The organism is Ochrobactrum teleogrylli (assembly GCF_006376685.1).
Classification (GTDB): Bacteria; Pseudomonadota; Alphaproteobacteria; order Rhizobiales; family Rhizobiaceae; genus Brucella; species Brucella teleogrylli.
The window spans coordinates 23,115-41,396 of record NZ_VEWL01000009.1 but is presented as its reverse complement, the minus strand read 5'-3'; the positions used below and the strand labels follow the sequence as shown (position 1 = coordinate 41,396).

Below are 18,282 nucleotides of genomic sequence, written 5' to 3'. Positions count from 1 at the left end.
GAAACGCGCTCTAACGCGCAGCTTCATCGCTCAGGACGCGCTTCGTGTCCTTTGGCCCGACCGGCACGCTGTCCGGAACCCCGGCATGGAGGAAGTGCAGCAGCGTATCCTGCACCGATTCCAGCCGGTGCACGCAATCGCGCCAGCCGAAGGGAATTTCCTTCGGCACGGGCGGAATGCGCTGCGGCGCCACGCCTTCATCCAGCGAACAATTGGCGATGATGATCTGCAACGCCTCGCTAACCCATGGCGGCGGAGGCGCTTCCTTCTTGCGCAACGCATTACCCAGCGCTTCGCCAAACAAGAGCGCTGAAGCATAAAGACGAATGCCGCGACGGTCATAACGCCCGGCCATTTCTGTCACTTCGCGCGCCGCCAGCCGCCCGCGCAACGACCAGCGCGCATTGCTGCGCGCAAGCGCAATGCCGTCACCCAACGCGATTACCGCGCGATGCGCGGAGGTGAACTGGTTGATTGCGTTTTGGGCGCGTGCCGCGTCCTCCTTGTCGAGCGCGATAGCCGCCTGTTTCAACCCGTTGGCCAGCCGGTCCAGCAGGCCCCGCGCCGCCCGGTCGATCAGCCGCGCCGGGTCCGGTGTCAGCAAGATCTGGCTGAACAGAAGCCCGACACCTGCGCCCACCAGAACGTCGATCAGGCGCGTCACACCCGCCACCTGCGGCCCCATGGCGAGCACCAGAATGGCCGAAACACCGGATTGGATGGCAATTGCCGGCGCCATGCCGAACGAGGTTGCCAGCACCATGGCGATGAAGGTCACCACCGCCATATGCGCGACGAGAACGGTTTCCGGCAGCAGCAGCGACAATTCTCCCGCGGCTACCCCTGTCGTCACGCCGACCATGACGCCAATGGCCTGCTTGCCGTGGTTTGGCAGGTTGGGCGCAAGGCAGATCACCGCCGTGACCATGGCGAAGACCGGCCTTGGCTGACCGAGAAGCCACTGGCAGATCAGCCACGCCACCGCCCCACCAATGGAAGCAATCAACGCATCGCGCCAGCTCACCGACCATTGCTGGACAACCTTGTTCACGCGCTGATGCATGGGGTTTTCTCCGCTTGGGCAGGCCTATCCGCAGATACTTATGGCAGAAGCCCGGCAGCTCAAGCCTTGAAGAACGCCTCATACTGATCCGGCTTGAAACCAACCGTCAGCACGCCGTCCCTGTCGAGCACCGGGCGCTTGACCATGGAGGGCTGTTCCAGCATCAGCGCCCGCGCCTGGGCGGCATCGACACTCTGGCGTACATCTTCGGGCAATTTGCGGAAGGTCGTGCCAGCGCGGTTCAGAAGCTGTTCCCATGCGACGGTTTTGAGGAAACGGTCGAGCGTTGCCGCATCCAGCCCTTCCTTCTTGTAATCGTGAAAACCATAGTCGATGCCATGGTCCTCCAGCCATGTGCGCGCCTTCTTCATGGTGTCGCAGTTTTTGATACCGTAAATGGTCACGCTCATGGTCGACTCCTTCAATCCATTGCGCGATCAAAGGCTAATACGCGTTTCGGTTCAACCCCTTATGTCGTCCTATCGCGCATCGTGAAAGATTATGCCCAGCGTATGTCGCATACCGGAGCGGATACGGCTGACGCCGTGCCGCATCTTGACCCGGTAGTCGCCGCGCGTGCCCTGTACCGGGCGGTCATTGACGGCGAAGATCACCGCATCGCCCTGTTGAAGCGGCACCACTTCTGCCCTGCTCTGCATGCGCGGGCGTTGCTCTGTGAGCACGAATTCGCCGCCCGAAAAATCCTCGCCCGGCTTTGACAGGAGGATAGCCACCTGTAACGGAAAGGCGATGTCGCCATAAAGGTCCTGATGCAAACAATTATAATCCCCCTCGCCATATTGCAGGAGAAGCGGCGTCGGGCGTAACTGACCGGCTGCGTGGCAGCCTTCCAGAAAGGCGTCATGGGTCGGCGGATAACGGATGTCGCTGCCCATTCTCCGGCTCCACGCATTGGCGATGGGCGCGAGCTGCGGATAGAGATTTTCGCGCAGGCCCGCAATTAAGGCAGGCAGCGGATAGGCGTAATATTTGTATTCGCCGCGCCCAAAACCGTGCCGCGCCATGGAAATGGTGGTGCGAAATACGGCGGAATCATGCCATTTCGTGGCAAAATTGTGGCATTCGCTATCTGAGAGGAGTTTCGGGAGAATAGCCGTACCGAATGTGTCGAGTTCGGCGCCGATCTTCTCCCAGTCATAAGCGGCGACTTTTGCCGCCGCCGTTTCGTGATCGCCACTCATGCTTCACGCTCCCGCTTCAGGAGGTCGCGCTTGCGCTCGACACCCCAGCGATAGCCGGACAGTCCGCCATCATTGCGCACGACACGATGGCAGGGCACCGCGACGGCGATCTTGTTGGCGGCGCAGGCCTGCGCAACAGCGCGAACGGCTTTCGGCGCGCCGATCCGTTCGGCAATATCCGTATAGCTTGCTGTTTTTCCTGCCGGAATTTCCCGCAAGGCCTGCCAGACACGCTGCTGGAATGCCGTGCCGCGCAGATCGAGCGGCAGATCGAGACCAATGCCCGGCGCTTCGACAAAGCCGACCACCTGCGCGATCATGTCCTCGAAGTCGCGGTCGGCCCCGATGAGATTGGCTCTTGGAAAGCGCTTTTCCAGATCGCGGATCAGGTCTTCCGGGTCGTCGCCCATTAAAATGGCGCAGACGCCCTTGTCGCTCGCCGCCACAAGCACTGCGCCAAGCGCCGATTGGCCAATGGCGAAACGAATGTCGGCATCCTTGCCGCCCTGCCGGTAAGCCTTTGGCGTCATTCCGAGAATCCGGTCTGAGGCTTCGTAGAAGCGGCTGCTGGAATTGTAACCCGCATCATAAATTGCATCGGTGACGCGGATTTCCGGCGCGTCGAGCGCCACACGCATTTTGCGGGCGCGATGCGCATCGGCATAGGCTTTTGGCGTCAGCCCGGTGAAGGCTTTGAAAATGCGGTGGAAATGCGCGGGGCTGGTCTTCACCGCATCTGCGATTTCCTCCAGAGAAGGCACTTCTTCCGCCGCCTCGATATAGCGGCAGGCAGCGGCTACAATTTCGGCATGGCGCGCATTATTCTGCGTCGCGAGCGTTTCGGTCAGATGCGGCTTGCAGCGCAGGCAGGGGCGAAAGCCTGCCCGCTCCGCATCCTCACAGCGGTCGAAAAACTGCACGTTTTCGCGCTTTCCTCGCCGCGACGGGCAGGACGGGCGACAATAAACGCCAGTGGTGCGCACGGCATAAACGAAGGCGCCGTCCGACGCCTTGTCGCGTCCGAGCACCTTCTGCCAACGGCTTTCATCGGGATCGTGCTTTGCGAGTGTCATAAGGTTCATGTCCGTGTTCCTTCTTTATATGAACCAGACATAGAAGCTTACAAGGGCGCTCACACTCCGCTGCTTGCTTTCAAATTCGCATCACGCTTTACGCGCATCCGCGATAGCTGCGATCAGTTCCTGCTGCTTCATGACCCCGCCATAGAGCTTGGTGCCGATGACGAAAGACGGGGTGCCGCTGAAATTAAACGCTTCGCCCTGATTCATGTTGCGCTCGAGTATGTTGTTGATGCGCTTGGAATCCGCCTTATAGGCCGCCTGAAGCTTGGCCGCGTCCAGACCAGCCTTCTTCAAGGCTGCATCGACCTGTTCCTTGGTCAGACGGCCCGGCGTGGCCATCATGGCTTCCATCGCCTTGGCGTAATTACCGGATTTTTCCGCCGCCAGAACAAGCCGCGCCGCATAGGCTGACGTTTCGCCAAAGATGATCCAGTCCTTCAGCACCAATCGCACATTGCCGTCATCCTTGACGACGCGCATCAGTTCGCCATGGCCCTTTTTGCAATAGGGGCACTGATAGTCGAAATATTCGACGATGGTGACATTGCCATTCGGGTTGCCGAGAACCGGGATTTCGGTGTCGTAGAGAACCTCGGCCACGGTCGGAACGGCCTGTGCCAAACCTTGCACGCCCGAAAGGCCGAGCGTCGCAACGGTTCCGGCTGAAACAGCCAGCATCTGACGACGATTTATCATGAACTCACTCCCGTACCGGATTGCGACTTGTCGAGCACCACAACGCGGGCGCCCGTCGGGGCGCGCTTGTAGAGATCGAGAATGTCCTGATTGAAAAGGCGGATACAGCCCGAGGACGCCGCCTTGCCGACCGACCACGGTTCGTTGGTGCCATGGATGCGGTAGAGCGTGTCCTTGCCGTCGCGATAGAGATAGAGCGCGCGGGCGCCAAGCGGATTGCGAATGCCGCCTTCCAGACCATTGGCATATTTCGCGTAATGATCGGGATTGCGCTTGATCATATTGGCGGTCGGGGTCCAGCGCGGCCATTGCGACTTATAGGCGACCTTGGCTTCGCCCTTGAAGGTCAGTCCGGCGCGGCCAACACCGACCGAATAGCGCATGGCCTTACCGCCCGGCTGCACGAGATAAAGATAGCGCGCATAGGGATCGACAATGATGGTGCCGACCGGATGGTCGGTCGCGTAATCGACCTGCTTGCGCAGGTTGCGCTCGGCAATCTTGTTCACGTCGAGCGCGGGAATGAAGTTCTTTCCGTCGGTGACGGCACCATACATCACTTCATATTCGCTACGCGCCGTCTGTACTTCCGGTTCCGCAACGGCTGCGACTTGCACCGGTTGCGGCTCAACCACCACCGGCTGAACCATCGGCGCGGGCATAACAACCGCGACCGGCTGCTCGGCGGAAGTGGTCGTGCAGGCGGCTGCCGCCAGTGGCAGCGCAGCGACAGTGGCAATGCGCAACAGTCGCGCTGCAATACGATATCTATCGTCCCCGCGTTTCATAATAGTCCAAGCCCCCGGCATCATCTTCAATCCTTGTTTCTGCAATTACATCCGGCCATCGGCTGTGAGACCAACCGACCGGGCAATGGTGGCAGACGTGACATCGCCCACCAGTCTCGTCCCCTCCCGCTCGCGGCTTGCCTTGTCGAAGAAAATCATCGTCGGCGGGCCAGCCACTTTCAGCTTCGCCATCAGGTCGGCATTGCCACTGGTGAGATCGGAAATATCAGCCTTGATGAGCTGATAGCCGTTCAGGCTTTTCTTCACATCGGCATCCGGCAACACACGTTTTTCCACGGTGGAGCAACTCACGCACCAATCCGCCGTGAAATAGACCAGTGTCGGGCGCGAGCCTTCCACTGTCGCAAGCTTCTCCTGAAGGGAAGAAACCGTATCGACCGGCGCGAATCGCAGCTCGGTCCTATTCTGGTTGTCGCCACGGTTAGCGAATGCGGCCAGCGGTTGCAACGGATCTCTGCCGCCCGAGGCAAGACCGAGCATCAGAATGGTTGCGTAGACGAAGGCCGCCGCGCCAATCGTGCGGGCCACCACGCTGTGCCCCGGCACTTTGAGAAAGGCAAAACTTGCCACGCCGAACAGTAGCATCGCCCAAAGCGCCATGTCCACGCCTGACGGCAGAAGCGGCGCGGCCATGAAGATGGCGGTTGCCAGAAAACCTAAGCCGAAAATCTGCTTCACGGTTTCCATCCATGCGCCTGCGCGCGGCAAGGTGCCCGCGCCAAGGGTCGCGAAAGCGATCAACGGCAGGCCCTTGCCGATGCCGAGCGCAAAAAGGGCCCCCGCACCCAGCGCGATATTGGCCGTCTGTGCAATATAGAGAAGCGCGCCCGCCAGTGGTGCGGTCACGCAAGGACCGACGATCAGCACCGACGAAAAGCCGAGTATGGCGGCGGAGCGCTTGGAGCCTGTGCGCTGGCCAGTCTGCGCGGAAACCGCGCTCACCCACTGGCTGGGAAGCTGGATCTGGAACAGGCCGAACATCGACAGGGCCAAAAGCGTGAACAGCCCGGCCAGAGCAAGCGCTGTCCATTTCGATTGCAGGACCATTTGCAGGTTCTGCCCCGACCAGCCAGCGATCGCCCCCACCAGCGCGAAGCCCAAAGCCAGACTGACCACATAGACGGAGGAAAGGGCGAAGCCGCGTTTTGCCGTCAGCTTTTCACCTTCGCGCGCCAGTGTTCCGGCAACGATGGGATAGATCGGGAAGACACAAGGCGTGAAGGCCAGCAGCACCCCGAAAGCCAGAAATGCCGCGATAACAAAGCCCGTGCCGCCCTCAGCCAGCAGGTTTTCGACCATGCCCTTTTCCGGCGCGAGCGCAAAGGCCTTGCTTTGTGCGCCAGGGGTCGGCGGGACCGCGGCTTGCGTGAAGGCCGAACTCTGCCCGAATGATTTCGCCAGATTTCCCATCTGGCTGGAAACCGCCAGCGTCACCGGATCGACCGTCCGCGTTTCAGGCCGGTAGCAGATGCCGTCTTCCTGACAGCCCTGATAGGTGATTTCCATCGGCGCGGTTTGCGCGTTCACGCTGGCGCTGGCATAGCGATAATAGACTTCAAGCCTGCCGAAATTCGGATCGTCCTTGGCAATGCCGGGCTGTGTCTCGACATCGAGCGCATTGCCCTTGTCGTCCTTCGCGGCAATATGATCGCGATAGAGATAATAGCCTTCGGCAATGGTCCAGCCAAGCACGAGGCGTCCGTCGGCATCTTTCGTCACGCCGAGACGAAAGGCTTCGTTCACCGGCAAGGGGCCTGCGGCAAAGGCGGACGAGCACGCCGTGAAGATCAGGAGAGCCAAACACGCAAGGCTCGCAGAAAGACGCATTCCGGTTTTCCGAACTGATTCGTAGAAAATTGATTATGCTGTAAAAGGCGAATGACGCCGCCACCTTAAGGCAGCCTTAAGCTGGGTTGCCGACAAGCCGGGGCGGTTTAAAACGACAAACAAGGCGAAAACAGGAAGACCAATGCGCATTCTGGTGGTTGAAGATGATGCAATCCTGCTCGACGGCCTGTCCGTCGGTCTTGGCATTGCCGGTTTCACCGTGGATGCGGTCTCGACCTGTGGCGATGCGGAAGCAGCCCTCGCCGCGCAGAATTACAATGCTGTCGTGCTCGATCTCATGCTGCCGGACGGGTCCGGCCTCGACATTCTCAAAACCATGCGGCGCGGACGCGACGATACGCCGGTGCTGCTTCTGACCGCCCGCGATCAGGTGCCGGAACGCATTGCCGGGCTGGACGCCGGTGCCGACGATTATGTCGGCAAGCCGTTCGATCTGCATGAACTGGCCGCCCGGGTGCGCGCTGTTGCGCGGCGCGGTGCCGGTCGCGCCAATGCCGTGCTGGAATGGCGCGGCGTCGAGCTTGATCCGGCGGAAATGTCGGCGCGTTTTAACGGCGAACCGCTGCGGCTGACGCGGCGCGAATTCTCGATCCTGCGCGCCCTGATGGAGCGCCCCAATGCGACGCTTTCGAAATCGTCGCTGGAAGAAGCGCTTTATGGCTGGCAGGAGGAAGTAGAGAGCAATGCGGTGGAGGTCCATGTCCACCACCTGCGGTCCAAGCTCGGCTCCGATTTCATCGAGACGGTGCGCGGGGTCGGCTATCGTCTGGCGGGAGCCTGCGCATGAATTCGATCCGTGGCCGTCTGACCGGCATTCTGATCGGCGTGACCTGTATCGTCTGGCTGGTTGCGGTGGTGTGGATTCACATCACCACGCAGGCGCAACTGGAAAAGGTTCTGGATGCGCGTCTGATGGAAGCCGCGCGCATGGTCAATTCACTATTGAGCGATCACCGTGTCGAAGTCGGCCCGAACGGCGATGGCGGCCAGCTTTCGCTAAAACCCATGCCGGAATTTTCCGACTATGACCGGCAGCTTTTCTGCCAGATCTGGGCGCTGGACGGCAAGCTGGTCGGGCGCTCGGAAAGCGCGCCCATCACACGGCTGACCAATGTGGCGAACGGCTTTTCCAACACCGTTGTCGACGGCGAGCGCTGGCGGGTCTTTGCGGTTGAAAACACGCAGCTCGGTCTGCGCGTCATGGTTGGCGACAGTCTCTATGTCCGTGAAAGGCTGGTGCGCACGGTGGTGACGGGGCTGGCCGTGCCTGCCCTTCTGGTACTACCGCTGCTGGCAGGCATGATCTGGCTTTGCGTGCGGCGCGGGCTCAACCCGTTGAGCAGCCTTGCCTCCGTTCTGTCGAAGCGACAGGCACAGGATTTACGCCCGCTGCCGGAAGACAATCTGCCCAAAGAAATAGCCCCTGTCGTGACGGCGTTGAACGGGCTGTTCCACCGCGTCGAGGAAGCGCGCGAGCGCGAGCGCAACTTCGCGATCTTCGCCGCCCATGAGCTGAAGACGCCGCTCGCCGGACTGAAGACGCAGGCGCAAATCGCCGAAAGCGCGAAGGACAAAGCCGTGCGCGCCAATGCGGTGCGCCAGATTGCGGCGGGCGTGGACCGAACCAGCAGGCTGGTCGGTCAGCTGCTCGATCTCGCGGCGCTTGAAACCAGCGACGAAGCCGAGACACCAGTGCCGGAACCGGCCTGCAAGCTTCTGCACACCATCGCCACCGATATGCGCATGCTCGGCGCGCAGCGCGGCGTCGCCATCGAATTGCTGGAGGGGATGCCGCTTGTGCAGATGCCGTTCCCACATCTCTTCACGCTTGCCGCGCGCAACCTGATCGAAAACGCCGTGCTGCATTCCCCGGTGGATGGCTTCGTGCGCTGCGGCTTTACCGTCGCGGACGACCGCCTCACCCTCACCGTCGAAGACAGCGGCCCCGGCATTCCCGACAATGAAATGCCGCATGTGACGGAACGCTTCTTCCGTGGCAAGCACCGGCAGGATAATGGCAGCGGCCTTGGGCTTGCCATCGTGCACATGGCGGTGACGCGCATGGGCGGCAGTTTTGCTCTGGTCAACCGTTCCGATGGTGGTCTTCGCGCCTCTATGATCGTCCCGGTGACATAAGCTCCGGGACCACTTCCCTCCCTAGAAAATCGTCGTTGATTAGGATCAATGACAGCACGCCACCGAGCGCAGATAGACATCCTGTCGCTACAACTGCCCCTGACGGGCGGTCTTCGTTACGCGCTGCGAGGGGATTTCATGAACTACGCCGCTGGAACAGTCCTATCCGGTCTGGGAGCGCTTTTTGCCGTGCTTCTGGCCGGATTTTCCCATGACGAGCTGTTCAGAACCCATATGTGGATTCTGTTTGTCGTGCTCGCCATTTTCACCATTCTTCTGATGCGCAATGCCGATTACGGTCTGACGCCGAAAAAGACGGACCAGTCCGTCTATATGGATGGCCCGATCCGCTACGGCGTGATCGCCACGGTGTTCTGGGGCGTTGTCGGCTTCCTCGTCGGCGTCGTTATCGCAGCCCAGTTGGCTTTCCCGGATCTCAATCTGGAACCATGGCTGAACTTCGGTCGGGTGCGCCCACTGCACACTTCCGCCGTCATCTTCGCCTTCTGCGGCACCGCGCTCATCACCACATCCTTCTATGTGGTGCAGCGCACCTGCCGCGCCCGTCTGTTCGGCGGCGATCTGGCCTGGTTCGTGTTCTGGGGCTACCAGCTTTTCATCGTCATGGCCGCCACCGGCTATCTGCTCGGCATCACCCAGAGCCGCGAATATGCCGAGCCGGAATGGTATGTGGACCTCTGGCTCACCATCGTCTGGGTCGCCTATCTGGTCGTGTTCCTCGGCACGGTCCTGAAGCGCAAGGAGCCGCATATCTATGTGGCCAACTGGTTCTTCCTTGGCTTCATTATCACCATCGCCATGCTGCATATCGTGAATAACCTTGCCGTGCCGGTCTCCTTCCTTGGCACCAAGAGCTATTCCGCCTTCTCGGGCGTTCAGGATGCGCTGACGCAATGGTGGTACGGCCACAATGCCGTCGGCTTCTTCCTCACCACCTCGTTCCTCGGCATGATGTATTATTTCGTGCCGAAGCAGGCGAACCGTCCAGTCTATTCCTACCGCCTGTCAATCATCCACTTCTGGTCGCTGATCTTCCTCTATATCTGGGCTGGTCCGCACCACCTGCACTATACCGCCCTGCCCGACTGGGCGCAGACACTGGGCATGGTGTTCTCGATCATGCTGTGGATGCCGTCCTGGGGCGGCATGATCAACGGCCTGATGACGCTTTCGGGCGCATGGGACAAGATCCGCACCGATCCGATCATCCGCATGATGGTGGCGGCCATCGCCTTCTACGGCATGGCGACCTTCGAAGGTCCGCTGATGTCGATCAAGGCGGTCAATTCGCTGTCGCACTATACCGACTGGACCATCGGGCACGTCCATTCCGGCGCGCTTGGCTGGAACGGCATGATCACCTTCGGCGCAATCTATTATCTGGCTCCGAAGTTGTGGAACCGCGAACGCCTCTATTCGGTGCGCATGGTCAACTGGCACTTCTGGCTCGCTATTCTCGGCATCGTGCTCTACGCCGCCGCCATGTGGGTTGCGGGTATCCAGCAGGGCCTGATGTGGCGCGAATACGACGACCAGGGTTTCCTCGTCTATTCCTTCGCAGAAACGGTCGCCGCGATGTTCCCTTACTACGTCATCCGCATGACTGGCGGCCTGCTCTACCTCACGGGCGGTCTCGTCATGGCCTGGAACGTCTATCAGACCATTCGCGGAAATCTGCGCGATGAAGCGCCGATTGCCGGCGTAACACCGGCCAAGCCGACATCAGCGATGCAGCCTGCGGAATAAGGATCGAACACACATGTCCTTTCTGAAAAAACATGCCGTAATCGAAAAGAACGCAACGCTGCTGCTGGTTGGATCGCTGACCGTGGTGCTGATTGGCGGCATCGTGGAAATCGCGCCGCTGTTCTATCTCGAAAACACCATCGAGAAGGTGGAAGGGATGCGACCCTATTCACCGCTCGAGCTTGCGGGGCGCAATATCTATGTGCGAGAGGGGTGCTATCTGTGCCACAGCCAGATGATCCGCCCCTTCCGCGACGAGGTGGAACGCTACGGGCATTACAGCCTTGCGGCGGAATCCATGTATGACCACTCGTTCCAGTGGGGTTCCAAGCGCACGGGGCCAGACCTCGCCCGCGTCGGTGGCCGCTATTCCAACGAATGGCACGTCCAGCACCTGATCCGCCCGCGCGACGTGGTGCCGGAATCGGTCATGCCGGGCTATGGCTTCCTGAAGGATACGCCGCTCAGCGCCGACACCATTGCCGCCGATCTCAAGGCCAATGTCGCGGTGGGCGTACCCTATACGCAGGACATGATCGACAATGCGCTGGCCGACCTGAAGGCACAGGCCGATCCCGAAGCGGATACATCCGGCGTCGAAGCCCGCTATCCGAAAGCAAAACTTGGCGATTTCGACGGCAACCCGGCTGCTTTGACCGAGATGGATGCACTCGTCGCCTATCTCCAGATGCTCGGCACGCTGGTCGATTTCTCGACCTACGATCAATCCCCCAAAGCGCGATAGGAGCTTCCCATGGATTACAACGCCATGCGCCACTTCGCCGACAGCTGGGGCCTGCTCGGCATGACGGTCTTCTTCGTTATCACCGTCTTCTATGTCTTCCGTCCCGGCAGCAAGAAGATCGCCGACGAGGTGAAAGCCATTCCGTTCAAGGATGACGCAAATGACTGATAAGCATATTGACGACGTCAGCGGTGTTTCCACCACCGGCCATGAATGGGACGGCATCCGCGAACTCGACAATCCGATGCCGCGCTGGTGGCTGTGGACCTTCTACGCCACCATCCTGTTCGCCATCGGCTACACCATCGCCTATCCGGCATGGCCACTGATTTCCAGCTCGACTGCGGGGCTGACCCAATGGTCGAGCCGCGGCGCGTTGCAGGAAGACATGCGCCAGGTGGTGGCAGAAAAACAGGGCATTCTCGACCAGATCAAGACCAAGGATGTGCACGAGATTCTGGCCGATGAAAATCTGCGCCAGTTCGCCGTTGCAGGCGGCGCGGCTGCCTTCCGCGTCAATTGCGTGCAGTGCCACGGCTCCGGCGCGCAGGGCGCGCCCGGCTATCCGAACCTCAACGACGATGACTGGCTGTGGGGCGGTTCCATCGACGAAATTCTGACGACCATCCGTCATGGTGTCCGCTCGAAGGACGACGCGGATACGCGGACTTCCGAAATGCCTGCCTATGCCGACATTCTGGAACCGCAGCAAGTTCGCGATGTGGCGGCCTATGTGGTGAGCCTGACCGGCACGCCGCATGACCCGTCGATGGTCCCGGCAGGCCAGAAAGTCTTCGCCGAAAACTGCGCCGTCTGTCACGGTGCCGACGCCAAGGGCAGCCGCGAATTCGGCGCGCCGAACCTGACCGATGCGATCTGGTTCTACGGTTCCGGCGAAGACGCGATCATCCGTCAGGTCTCGCACCCCAAACACGGCGTCATGCCCGCATGGGAACCGCGCCTCGGCGACACGACCGTCAAGCAGCTGGCGATATTCGTGCACTCGCTGGGCGGGGGAGAATGAAGAGAGGGGAGTAAGGCAGTAGGGGAATAGGGGAGTATGTTTTGGTTGTGAAGGCCCGCAACGTCGCTCCCCTTTTTTTCATACTCCCTTACTCCCCTATTCCCCTACTCCCTTCTCCTCTCAAGGAGCATAAAATGTCAGAGCAGGTCGAACGCATCGACGTTCAGGCAGTGAATTCCCCCAAGACCCGGCAATCGCTCTATGCGGCGCGGGTCAAGATTTTTCCGAAGCGTGTTCGCGGTGAGTTCCGGCGCTTCAAATGGCTCGTCATGCTCATCACGCTGGGCATCTATTATCTCACGCCGTGGTTGCGCTGGGATCGCGGGCCTTATGCGCCCGATCAGGCCGTGCTGATCGACCTCGCCAATCGCCGCTTCTATTTCTTCTTCATCGAAATCTGGCCGCAGGAATTCTATTACGTCGCGGGCCTGCTCATCATGGCGGGCCTCGGCCTGTTTCTGGTCACATCCGTCGCAGGCCGCGCATGGTGCGGCTATACCTGCCCGCAGACCGTCTGGGTCGATCTCTATCTCGTGGTGGAACGCGCCATCGAAGGCGACCGCAACGCCCGCATGAAGCTCGACAAGGGGCCATGGACTTTCGACAAGATCTGGAAGCGGGTGGCGAAACATTCGATCTGGCTTTTGATCGGGGTGCTGACCGGCGGCGCGTGGATTTTCTATTTCGCCGATGCGCCGAAATTGCTCCTCGACTTCGTGAGCGGACAGGCGGCGCCCGTCGCCTATTTCACCGTCGCCATTCTCACCGCCACCACCTATGTGCTGGGCGGGCTGATGCGCGAGCAGGTCTGCACCTATATGTGCCCATGGCCGCGCATTCAGGCCGCGATGCTGGACGAGAATTCGCTGACCGTCACCTATAATGACTGGCGCGGCGAGCCGCGTTCGCGCCATGCCAAGAAGGCAATCGCCACCGGGGAAGCCGTCGGTGACTGCGTGGATTGCAATGCGTGTGTCGCCGCCTGCCCGATGGGTATCGACATTCGCGACGGCCAGCAGCTTGAATGCATCACCTGCGCGCTATGCATCGATGCCTGCAATTCCGTTATGGACAAGGTCGGCAAGGCGCGCGGGCTTATCTCCTATGCGACACTGGCCGATTACAACGCCAATATGGCGCTTGCGACCGACAACGGAACGATGCCCATCACCCCAGCGCGGGTTTATGATGCGCCGAACCGCTTTTCCGACAAGGTGCAGAACCTGTCGTGGGGCAAGGTGCTGCGTCCGCGCAGCCTGTTCTATTTCATCGTCTGGGCGCTGATCGGCCTCACGCTGGTCATTTCGCTGTCGATGCGCCAGCGCATCGGCATCAATGTCCTGCATGATCGCAACCCGCAATATGTGCTTCTGTCCGACGGTTCAATCCGCAACGGCTATACCGTCAAGCTTCTGAACATGATCCCGACGCCGCGCACCTTCCGGCTTTCCATCGAAGGTCTGCCCGGCGCGACCCTGACCGTACAGGACGAGACGGCAGACGTAGACGGCAATTATGCCGTGCCCGTCGAACCCGACCGGCTGAAGACATTGCGCGTCTTCGTGACCCTGCCGCACAGCGCCATCACCGATCACCGCCAGGATTATGAAATCGAAGTGCGCGATGCGGACGGCGCGGAACACGCCCGCTACAAGGCAACCTTCATGGCTCCGGAGGGACGATAATGTCGGCAGAAACCAAGACAGCATCCGCAAATTCGTCGGGCACTTTCACCGGCTGGCACATGCTGGGCATCATGGTGGCGTTCTTCGGGGTGATCATCGCCGTCAATGTGACGATGGCCTATTTCGCCATCAACAGCTGGAGCGGGCTGGTCGTCGCCAATTCCTACGTCGCAAGCCAGGAGTTCAACGAAAAGGCCGAGACCGGCAAGCAGCAGGCCGCTCTGCAATGGCAGTCGAAACCGTCTTATGAAAATGGCGTGCTGACCTATCGTCTGCTCGACCGCAACGGCCAGCCGGTTGCAGTGACTGGCGGTACCGTGGAGTTCAAGCGTCCGGTGGGCGATGTGAACGATACCAAGGCCGCGCTCACCGCTGGCGACGAAGCAGGTGTGCTCGGCGCCAGCATCGCGCTTACCGATGGCGCATGGGTCATGGAAATCAATGCCGATGCCGGTCTGGAAGACCCGTATCGCCACATCATCCGTGTCCTGATCAAAAACGGCAAAATGCTATGAGCTGCTGCGTCGAGAATGCACAGATCGCGACCGTCATCCAGCGTGTTTCTCCGGATGAAATGCAGCTCGCCAGCCGCGCGCTTGGCGACGGGCTGCGGCAACTCGACCTCTCGGTGCCGGGCGTTCACTGCGGCCTGTGCATCAAGACCATCGAAGATTCGCTGGGCCAGATTGCGGGCGTTGCCTATGTGCGCGTCAACCTGACGGCGCGCCGGGTCGCGATCCGCTGGAAGGACGGCGAAACGCCGCCCAATGTCGTCGATCCGCTGCGGAAGCTCGGCTATGAAGCGCATATTTTCGACATGGCGCAGGAGAAGGACCCCGCCTTCACGCGCCTTCTGATCGCGCTTGGCGTTGCGGCTTTTGCCTCCAGCAATGTCATGCTGCTTTCCGTCGCCGTCTGGTCGGGCGCGGATGCGGCAACCCGCGATCTGTTCCACTGGGTCTCTGGCCTCATCGCCCTGCCGACGCTGATCTTCTCGGGCCGTATCTTCTATGTTTCCGCTTGGAATGCGCTGCGCAACAGGCGAGTGAACATGGATGTGCCGATAGCGCTCGCCATTTCGCTCGCTTTTGCGATGAGTATCTATGAGACCATGAACCACGGTCATCATGCCTATTTCGATGCCTCCGTGACGCTTCTGTTCTTCCTGCTGATCGGTCGCACGCTGGATTACATGATGCGCGCCCGCGCCCGCTCCGCCGTGCGCGGACTGGCGCAGCTTGGCAGTCGCGGCGCGGTGGTGATCGGCGATAATGGCGAGCGGAACTATCTGCCCGTCAATGAAATCCGCCCCGGCATGCGCATCATTCTGGCGGCGGGCGAGCGTGTGCCGGTGGATGCCAGAATTGAGGAAGGCCGCTCCGAACTCGATTGCGCCATTGCATCGGGCGAAAGCGATGCGGTGCCGGTCGGCCCCGGTTCAGATATTCGCGCCGGTACGCTGAACCTCTCCACGCCGCTCATCATCCGGGCGACGGCGGAAGCGAAAGATTCCTTCCTTGCCGAAATGGTGCGCCTGATGGATGTGGCCGAGAGCGGACGCGCCTATTATCGCCGCCTCGCCGACCGCGCCTCGGAACTCTATGTGCCGATGGTGCACACGATTGCCTTCCTCGCATTCACAGGCTGGCTGGTCTACACGGGTGGCGACTGGTATCGCTCGATCTATATCGCCATCTGCACGCTGATCATCACCTGCCCATGCGCGCTGGCGCTGGCGGTGCCGATTGTGCAGGTGGTTGCGGCGCGCCGCCTGTTCGAGAACGGCATCATGATCAAGGACGGCTCCGCCATGGAGCGCATGGCCGAGATCGACACGGCGATTTTCGACAAGACCGGCACGCTCACGCTCGGCCAGCCGCGACTGATCGGCGTTGAAAGCGTCAATGCGCGCTATCTGGAAATCGCCGCCGAACTGTCGCTCTATTCCCGCCATCCGCTGTCGCGGGCGTTGGCGCAGTTTTCCGGTCAGGGCCCGATGAGCGCCTTCACCCGGATCGAGGAATTTTCCGGTTCGGGTATCGAGGCGGAAATCGACGGCAAGCTCTTTCGTCTCGGCAAATCCGAATGGGTGGGCGGCATGGCCGATGCAACCGCCGCAAACGGCCCGGAAACCTGCCTTTCCATCGACGGTATGCTGGTTGAAACCTTCCGTTTCGAGGACAGCCCGCGCGAAGACGCAGCCGCTGCCATCGCCGCGCTGAAAAAGGATGGGTTGAAGCTCGCCATTATTTCCGGCGACCGGTTGCCCGCCGTCAGACAACTCGCGGATTATCTCGGCGTCGATGATTATCGCGGCGCAGTGCTGCCCGCCGACAAATCCCGGCTTGTACAGGAGCTTTCCGGCGAAGGCCGCAAGGTGCTGATGGTGGGCGATGGTCTCAACGATGCGCCCGCCCTCGTCGCGGCCCATGTTTCCATGGCGCCTGCAACTGCAGCCGATATCGGGCGCAATGCCGCCGACTTCGTGTTCCTGCGGACAAGCCTCGCCGCCGTGCCGCTGGCCCTCGCCGTCTCGAAGGAGGCTGGCCGGCTGATCAGCCAGAATTTCGCGCTGTCCATCGGCTATAATATCATCGCCGTGCCGATTGCGATCTTCGGATATGTCACGCCGCTCGTGGCAGCACTTTCCATGTCGCTGTCGTCCATCGTCGTCGTCAGCAATGCACTGCGGCTGAAAGCCGGAAAGCAGAAACAACAGGCGCAGACACGAGCCGCGCCGGTTACCGTGGTCAAGGAAGCGCATAAATGAGCGGGCTTCTCTTTCTCATTCCCGTTGCGCTGCTTATGGGTGCGGTGGGGCTTGCCGCCTTTCTCTGGTCGCTGAAAAACGGCCAGTATGAGGATCTTGATGGCGCGGCTAGTCGTATTCTCTTAGACGACGACGCTAGGCCGTCACAAGAATCGCGCGCAGATCGTTGACATTCGTGCCGGTCGGACCCGGTATGAACAGATCGCCGATGGCGTCAAACGCCGTCCAGGCATCGTTGTTGTTGAGGCGCGCCGCACCATCCTCGCCCGCCTTTTGCAGACGCGACACCGTGCTGCCATCGGCGAAAGCACCCGCATTGTCCTCCGAACCGTCAATGCCATCCGTGTCAGCGGCCAGCGCATGGATATTGCCATAGCCGTCGATATCGAGCGCGAAGGACAGCAGGAATTCGCTGTTGCGCCCACCCTTGCCACCCTTGCCGCGAATGGTGACGGTGGTTTCGCCCCCGGACAGAATGACCACCGGTTTCTTGAACGGGCGGTCGCGTTCGGCCACCTCCCGCGCAATTGCCGCATGGACATGCGCCACCTCGCGCGCTTCCCCTTCCATGGCGTCCGACAGGATCACCGCTTCAACACCGTGGCGGGCAGCCTCTTTCGCTGCCGCTTCCAGCGATACGGCGGCAGATGCAATCACCCGCACTTCGTTTTGCGCGAAAACCGCGTCGTCCGGCTTTGGCGCATACGCCCCTTCGCCGCGAATATGCTTGAGCGCAGCCTCCGGCAAGTCGAGCCGGTAGCGTTCGATTATCTTCAGCGCATCGTCGCGGCTGGTTTGGTCCGGCACAGTCGGGCCGGAAGCCACGAAGGCCGGATTGTCGCCCGGAATATCCGAGACCACCAGCGAGAAAACTTTGGCTGGATGGGCGGCGGCGGCAAGGCGTCCGCCCTTGATGGTCGAAAGATGCTTGCGCACGGCATTCATGGCCGAGATCGGCGCGCCCGACGCCAGCAAGGCCTTGTTGACGGCAATTTCGTCTTGCAGCGTCAGCCCTTCCGGCGGTGATGGCAGCAGTGCCGAGCCGCCGCCTGATATCAGCGCCACCACGAGATCGTCTTCCGTGAGGCCCGATACGGCTTCGAACAGGCGCTTGGATGCCACAAGCCCGGCATCATCTGGAACCGGATGCGCCGCCTCGATAATCTCGATGCGTTCGCAGGGCGTGTCATAGCCATAGCGTGTCACCACAAGACCCTCAATCGGGCCGTCCCACGCCCTTTCGAAAGCCGCCGCCATCTGCGCGGAACCTTTGCCCGCGCCGATGACGATCGTGCGGCCCTTGGGCTTCGCGGGCAGGTTTGCCCGTATCACCAGTTCCGGATCGGCTGCGGCAACAGCCGCATCGAAAAGGCTGGTCAAAAACTTCTTCGGATCGGTGATGGCGCTTGGGGCAGTCATGAGATTCCCGATTTTGATTATTGGTTTGGCAGCACT

18 protein-coding genes are annotated in these 18,282 nt (G+C 60.8%); 10 read left to right on the top strand and 8 right to left on the bottom strand.

Annotated elements, in window-relative coordinates:
• Window positions 1-10 precede the first annotated feature (10 nt).
• The 7 genes from FIC94_RS14660 to dsbD all read right to left on the bottom strand — a co-directional run bounded on the left by FIC94_RS14660 (window position 11) and on the right by dsbD (window position 6,679).
• Window positions 11-1,063 (bottom strand): FUSC family protein, encoded by a 1,053-nt coding sequence (locus FIC94_RS14660; protein WP_140025393.1) that lies wholly within the window; start codon window positions 1,061-1,063, stop codon window positions 11-13.
• 59 nt (window positions 1,064-1,122) lie between these two features.
• The gene (locus FIC94_RS14655) at window positions 1,123-1,473 is read right to left on the bottom strand and encodes an ArsC family reductase (protein ID WP_140025392.1); all 351 of its coding nucleotides are present in this window, start codon (window positions 1,471-1,473) and stop codon (window positions 1,123-1,125) included.
• A gap of 69 nt (window positions 1,474-1,542) precedes the next feature.
• A complete protein-coding gene (locus FIC94_RS14650) occupies window positions 1,543-2,265 on the bottom strand; it encodes a 2OG-Fe(II) oxygenase (RefSeq protein WP_140025391.1) in 723 nt (240 codons plus the stop codon).
• Window positions 2,262-3,347 carry a bifunctional DNA-binding transcriptional regulator/O6-methylguanine-DNA methyltransferase Ada gene (gene ada, locus FIC94_RS14645; RefSeq protein WP_140025390.1) on the bottom strand — a complete coding sequence of 362 codons (1,086 nt, stop codon included), beginning with the start codon at window positions 3,345-3,347 and terminating at the stop codon, window positions 2,262-2,264. Before ada ends, FIC94_RS14650 begins: the two co-directional genes overlap by 4 nt.
• 81 nt (window positions 3,348-3,428) lie before the next feature.
• On the bottom strand, window positions 3,429-4,043 hold the full coding sequence (locus tag FIC94_RS14640) for a DsbA family protein (protein ID WP_109368406.1): 615 nt from the start codon (window positions 4,041-4,043) through the stop codon (window positions 3,429-3,431).
• Entirely contained in the window at window positions 4,040-4,831 is a 792-nt protein-coding gene (locus FIC94_RS14635) for a L,D-transpeptidase (RefSeq protein WP_140025389.1), read from the bottom strand. The genes FIC94_RS14640 and FIC94_RS14635 overlap by 4 nt, the downstream gene beginning before the upstream one ends.
• Window positions 4,832-4,876: 45 nt before the next feature.
• Window positions 4,877-6,679: a protein-disulfide reductase DsbD gene (dsbD, locus tag FIC94_RS14630; protein WP_140025388.1), complete on the bottom strand. Its 1,803-nt coding sequence runs from the start codon at window positions 6,677-6,679 to the stop codon at window positions 4,877-4,879.
• Window positions 6,680-6,821: 142 nt separating this feature from the next.
• Here dsbD and FIC94_RS14625 point away from each other — a divergent pair, with 142 nt between their 5' ends.
• From FIC94_RS14625 to ccoS, 10 genes are all read left to right on the top strand, one after another.
• On the top strand, window positions 6,822-7,487 hold the full coding sequence (locus FIC94_RS14625; protein WP_121537316.1) for a response regulator: 666 nt from the start codon (window positions 6,822-6,824) through the stop codon (window positions 7,485-7,487).
• Window positions 7,484-8,836 (top strand): ATP-binding protein, encoded by a 1,353-nt coding sequence (locus FIC94_RS14620; RefSeq protein WP_109368402.1) that lies wholly within the window; start codon window positions 7,484-7,486, stop codon window positions 8,834-8,836. Before FIC94_RS14625 ends, FIC94_RS14620 begins: the two co-directional genes overlap by 4 nt.
• Before the next feature lie 138 nt (window positions 8,837-8,974).
• Window positions 8,975-10,603, top strand: a complete 1,629-nt coding sequence (ccoN, locus tag FIC94_RS14615; RefSeq protein ID WP_140025463.1) for a cytochrome-c oxidase, cbb3-type subunit I — start codon at window positions 8,975-8,977, stop codon at window positions 10,601-10,603.
• 13 nt (window positions 10,604-10,616) lie between these two features.
• Window positions 10,617-11,348, top strand: coding sequence for a cytochrome-c oxidase, cbb3-type subunit II (ccoO, locus tag FIC94_RS14610; RefSeq protein WP_109368400.1), 732 nt, complete (start codon window positions 10,617-10,619; stop codon window positions 11,346-11,348).
• Between the two features lie 9 nt (window positions 11,349-11,357).
• Complete coding sequence (locus FIC94_RS14605; RefSeq protein ID WP_078337972.1) at window positions 11,358-11,516, top strand: cbb3-type cytochrome c oxidase subunit 3; 159 nt, start codon at window positions 11,358-11,360, stop codon at window positions 11,514-11,516.
• Window positions 11,509-12,372 carry a cytochrome-c oxidase, cbb3-type subunit III gene (ccoP, locus tag FIC94_RS14600; protein ID WP_121537310.1) on the top strand — a complete coding sequence of 288 codons (864 nt, stop codon included), beginning with the start codon at window positions 11,509-11,511 and terminating at the stop codon, window positions 12,370-12,372. The genes FIC94_RS14605 and ccoP overlap by 8 nt, the downstream gene beginning before the upstream one ends.
• 134 nt (window positions 12,373-12,506) lie before the next feature.
• Window positions 12,507-14,057: a cytochrome c oxidase accessory protein CcoG gene (gene ccoG / locus FIC94_RS14595; RefSeq protein WP_140025387.1), complete on the top strand. Its 1,551-nt coding sequence runs from the start codon at window positions 12,507-12,509 to the stop codon at window positions 14,055-14,057.
• Complete coding sequence (locus FIC94_RS14590) at window positions 14,057-14,572, top strand: FixH family protein (protein WP_109368397.1); 516 nt, start codon at window positions 14,057-14,059, stop codon at window positions 14,570-14,572. The genes ccoG and FIC94_RS14590 overlap by 1 nt, the downstream gene beginning before the upstream one ends.
• Window positions 14,569-16,827: a cation-translocating P-type ATPase gene (locus FIC94_RS14585; protein WP_140025386.1), complete on the top strand. Its 2,259-nt coding sequence runs from the start codon at window positions 14,569-14,571 to the stop codon at window positions 16,825-16,827. Before FIC94_RS14590 ends, FIC94_RS14585 begins: the two co-directional genes overlap by 4 nt.
• On the top strand, window positions 16,824-16,997 hold the full coding sequence (gene ccoS, locus FIC94_RS14580) for a cbb3-type cytochrome oxidase assembly protein CcoS (RefSeq protein ID WP_121537302.1): 174 nt from the start codon (window positions 16,824-16,826) through the stop codon (window positions 16,995-16,997). Before FIC94_RS14585 ends, ccoS begins: the two co-directional genes overlap by 4 nt.
• Here the strand turns inward: ccoS and FIC94_RS14575 are convergent.
• Entirely contained in the window at window positions 16,963-18,246 is a 1,284-nt protein-coding gene (locus FIC94_RS14575; RefSeq protein ID WP_140025385.1) for a glycerate kinase type-2 family protein, read from the bottom strand. The genes ccoS and FIC94_RS14575 overlap by 35 nt on opposite strands.
• Between the last annotated feature and the right edge of the window lie 36 nt (window positions 18,247-18,282).

What these genes read in the sequence shown, in the direction of transcription:
- FIC94_RS14660 (WP_140025393.1), bottom strand. Translation starts at nt 1,063, where the DNA reads ATGCATCAGCGCGTGAACAAGGTTGTCCAGCAATGGTCGGTGAGCTGG.
- FIC94_RS14655 (WP_140025392.1), bottom strand. Translation starts at nt 1,473, where the DNA reads ATGAGCGTGACCATTTACGGTATCAAAAACTGCGACACCATGAAGAAG.
- FIC94_RS14650 (WP_140025391.1), bottom strand. Translation starts at nt 2,265, where the DNA reads ATGAGTGGCGATCACGAAACGGCGGCGGCAAAAGTCGCCGCTTATGAC.
- ada (WP_140025390.1), bottom strand. Translation starts at nt 3,347, where the DNA reads ATGAACCTTATGACACTCGCAAAGCACGATCCCGATGAAAGCCGTTGG.
- FIC94_RS14640 (WP_109368406.1), bottom strand. Translation starts at nt 4,043, where the DNA reads ATGATAAATCGTCGTCAGATGCTGGCTGTTTCAGCCGGAACCGTTGCG.
- FIC94_RS14635 (WP_140025389.1), bottom strand. Translation starts at nt 4,831, where the DNA reads ATGAAACGCGGGGACGATAGATATCGTATTGCAGCGCGACTGTTGCGC.
- dsbD (WP_140025388.1), bottom strand. Translation starts at nt 6,679, where the DNA reads ATGCGTCTTTCTGCGAGCCTTGCGTGTTTGGCTCTCCTGATCTTCACG.
- FIC94_RS14625 (WP_121537316.1), top strand. Translation starts at nt 6,822, where the DNA reads ATGCGCATTCTGGTGGTTGAAGATGATGCAATCCTGCTCGACGGCCTG.
- FIC94_RS14620 (WP_109368402.1), top strand. Translation starts at nt 7,484, where the DNA reads ATGAATTCGATCCGTGGCCGTCTGACCGGCATTCTGATCGGCGTGACC.
- ccoN (WP_140025463.1), top strand. Translation starts at nt 8,975, where the DNA reads ATGAACTACGCCGCTGGAACAGTCCTATCCGGTCTGGGAGCGCTTTTT.
- ccoO (WP_109368400.1), top strand. Translation starts at nt 10,617, where the DNA reads ATGTCCTTTCTGAAAAAACATGCCGTAATCGAAAAGAACGCAACGCTG.
- FIC94_RS14605 (WP_078337972.1), top strand. Translation starts at nt 11,358, where the DNA reads ATGGATTACAACGCCATGCGCCACTTCGCCGACAGCTGGGGCCTGCTC.
- ccoP (WP_121537310.1), top strand. Translation starts at nt 11,509, where the DNA reads ATGACTGATAAGCATATTGACGACGTCAGCGGTGTTTCCACCACCGGC.
- ccoG (WP_140025387.1), top strand. Translation starts at nt 12,507, where the DNA reads ATGTCAGAGCAGGTCGAACGCATCGACGTTCAGGCAGTGAATTCCCCC.
- FIC94_RS14590 (WP_109368397.1), top strand. Translation starts at nt 14,057, where the DNA reads ATGTCGGCAGAAACCAAGACAGCATCCGCAAATTCGTCGGGCACTTTC.
- FIC94_RS14585 (WP_140025386.1), top strand. Translation starts at nt 14,569, where the DNA reads ATGAGCTGCTGCGTCGAGAATGCACAGATCGCGACCGTCATCCAGCGT.
- ccoS (WP_121537302.1), top strand. Translation starts at nt 16,824, where the DNA reads ATGAGCGGGCTTCTCTTTCTCATTCCCGTTGCGCTGCTTATGGGTGCG.
- FIC94_RS14575 (WP_140025385.1), bottom strand. Translation starts at nt 18,246, where the DNA reads ATGACTGCCCCAAGCGCCATCACCGATCCGAAGAAGTTTTTGACCAGC.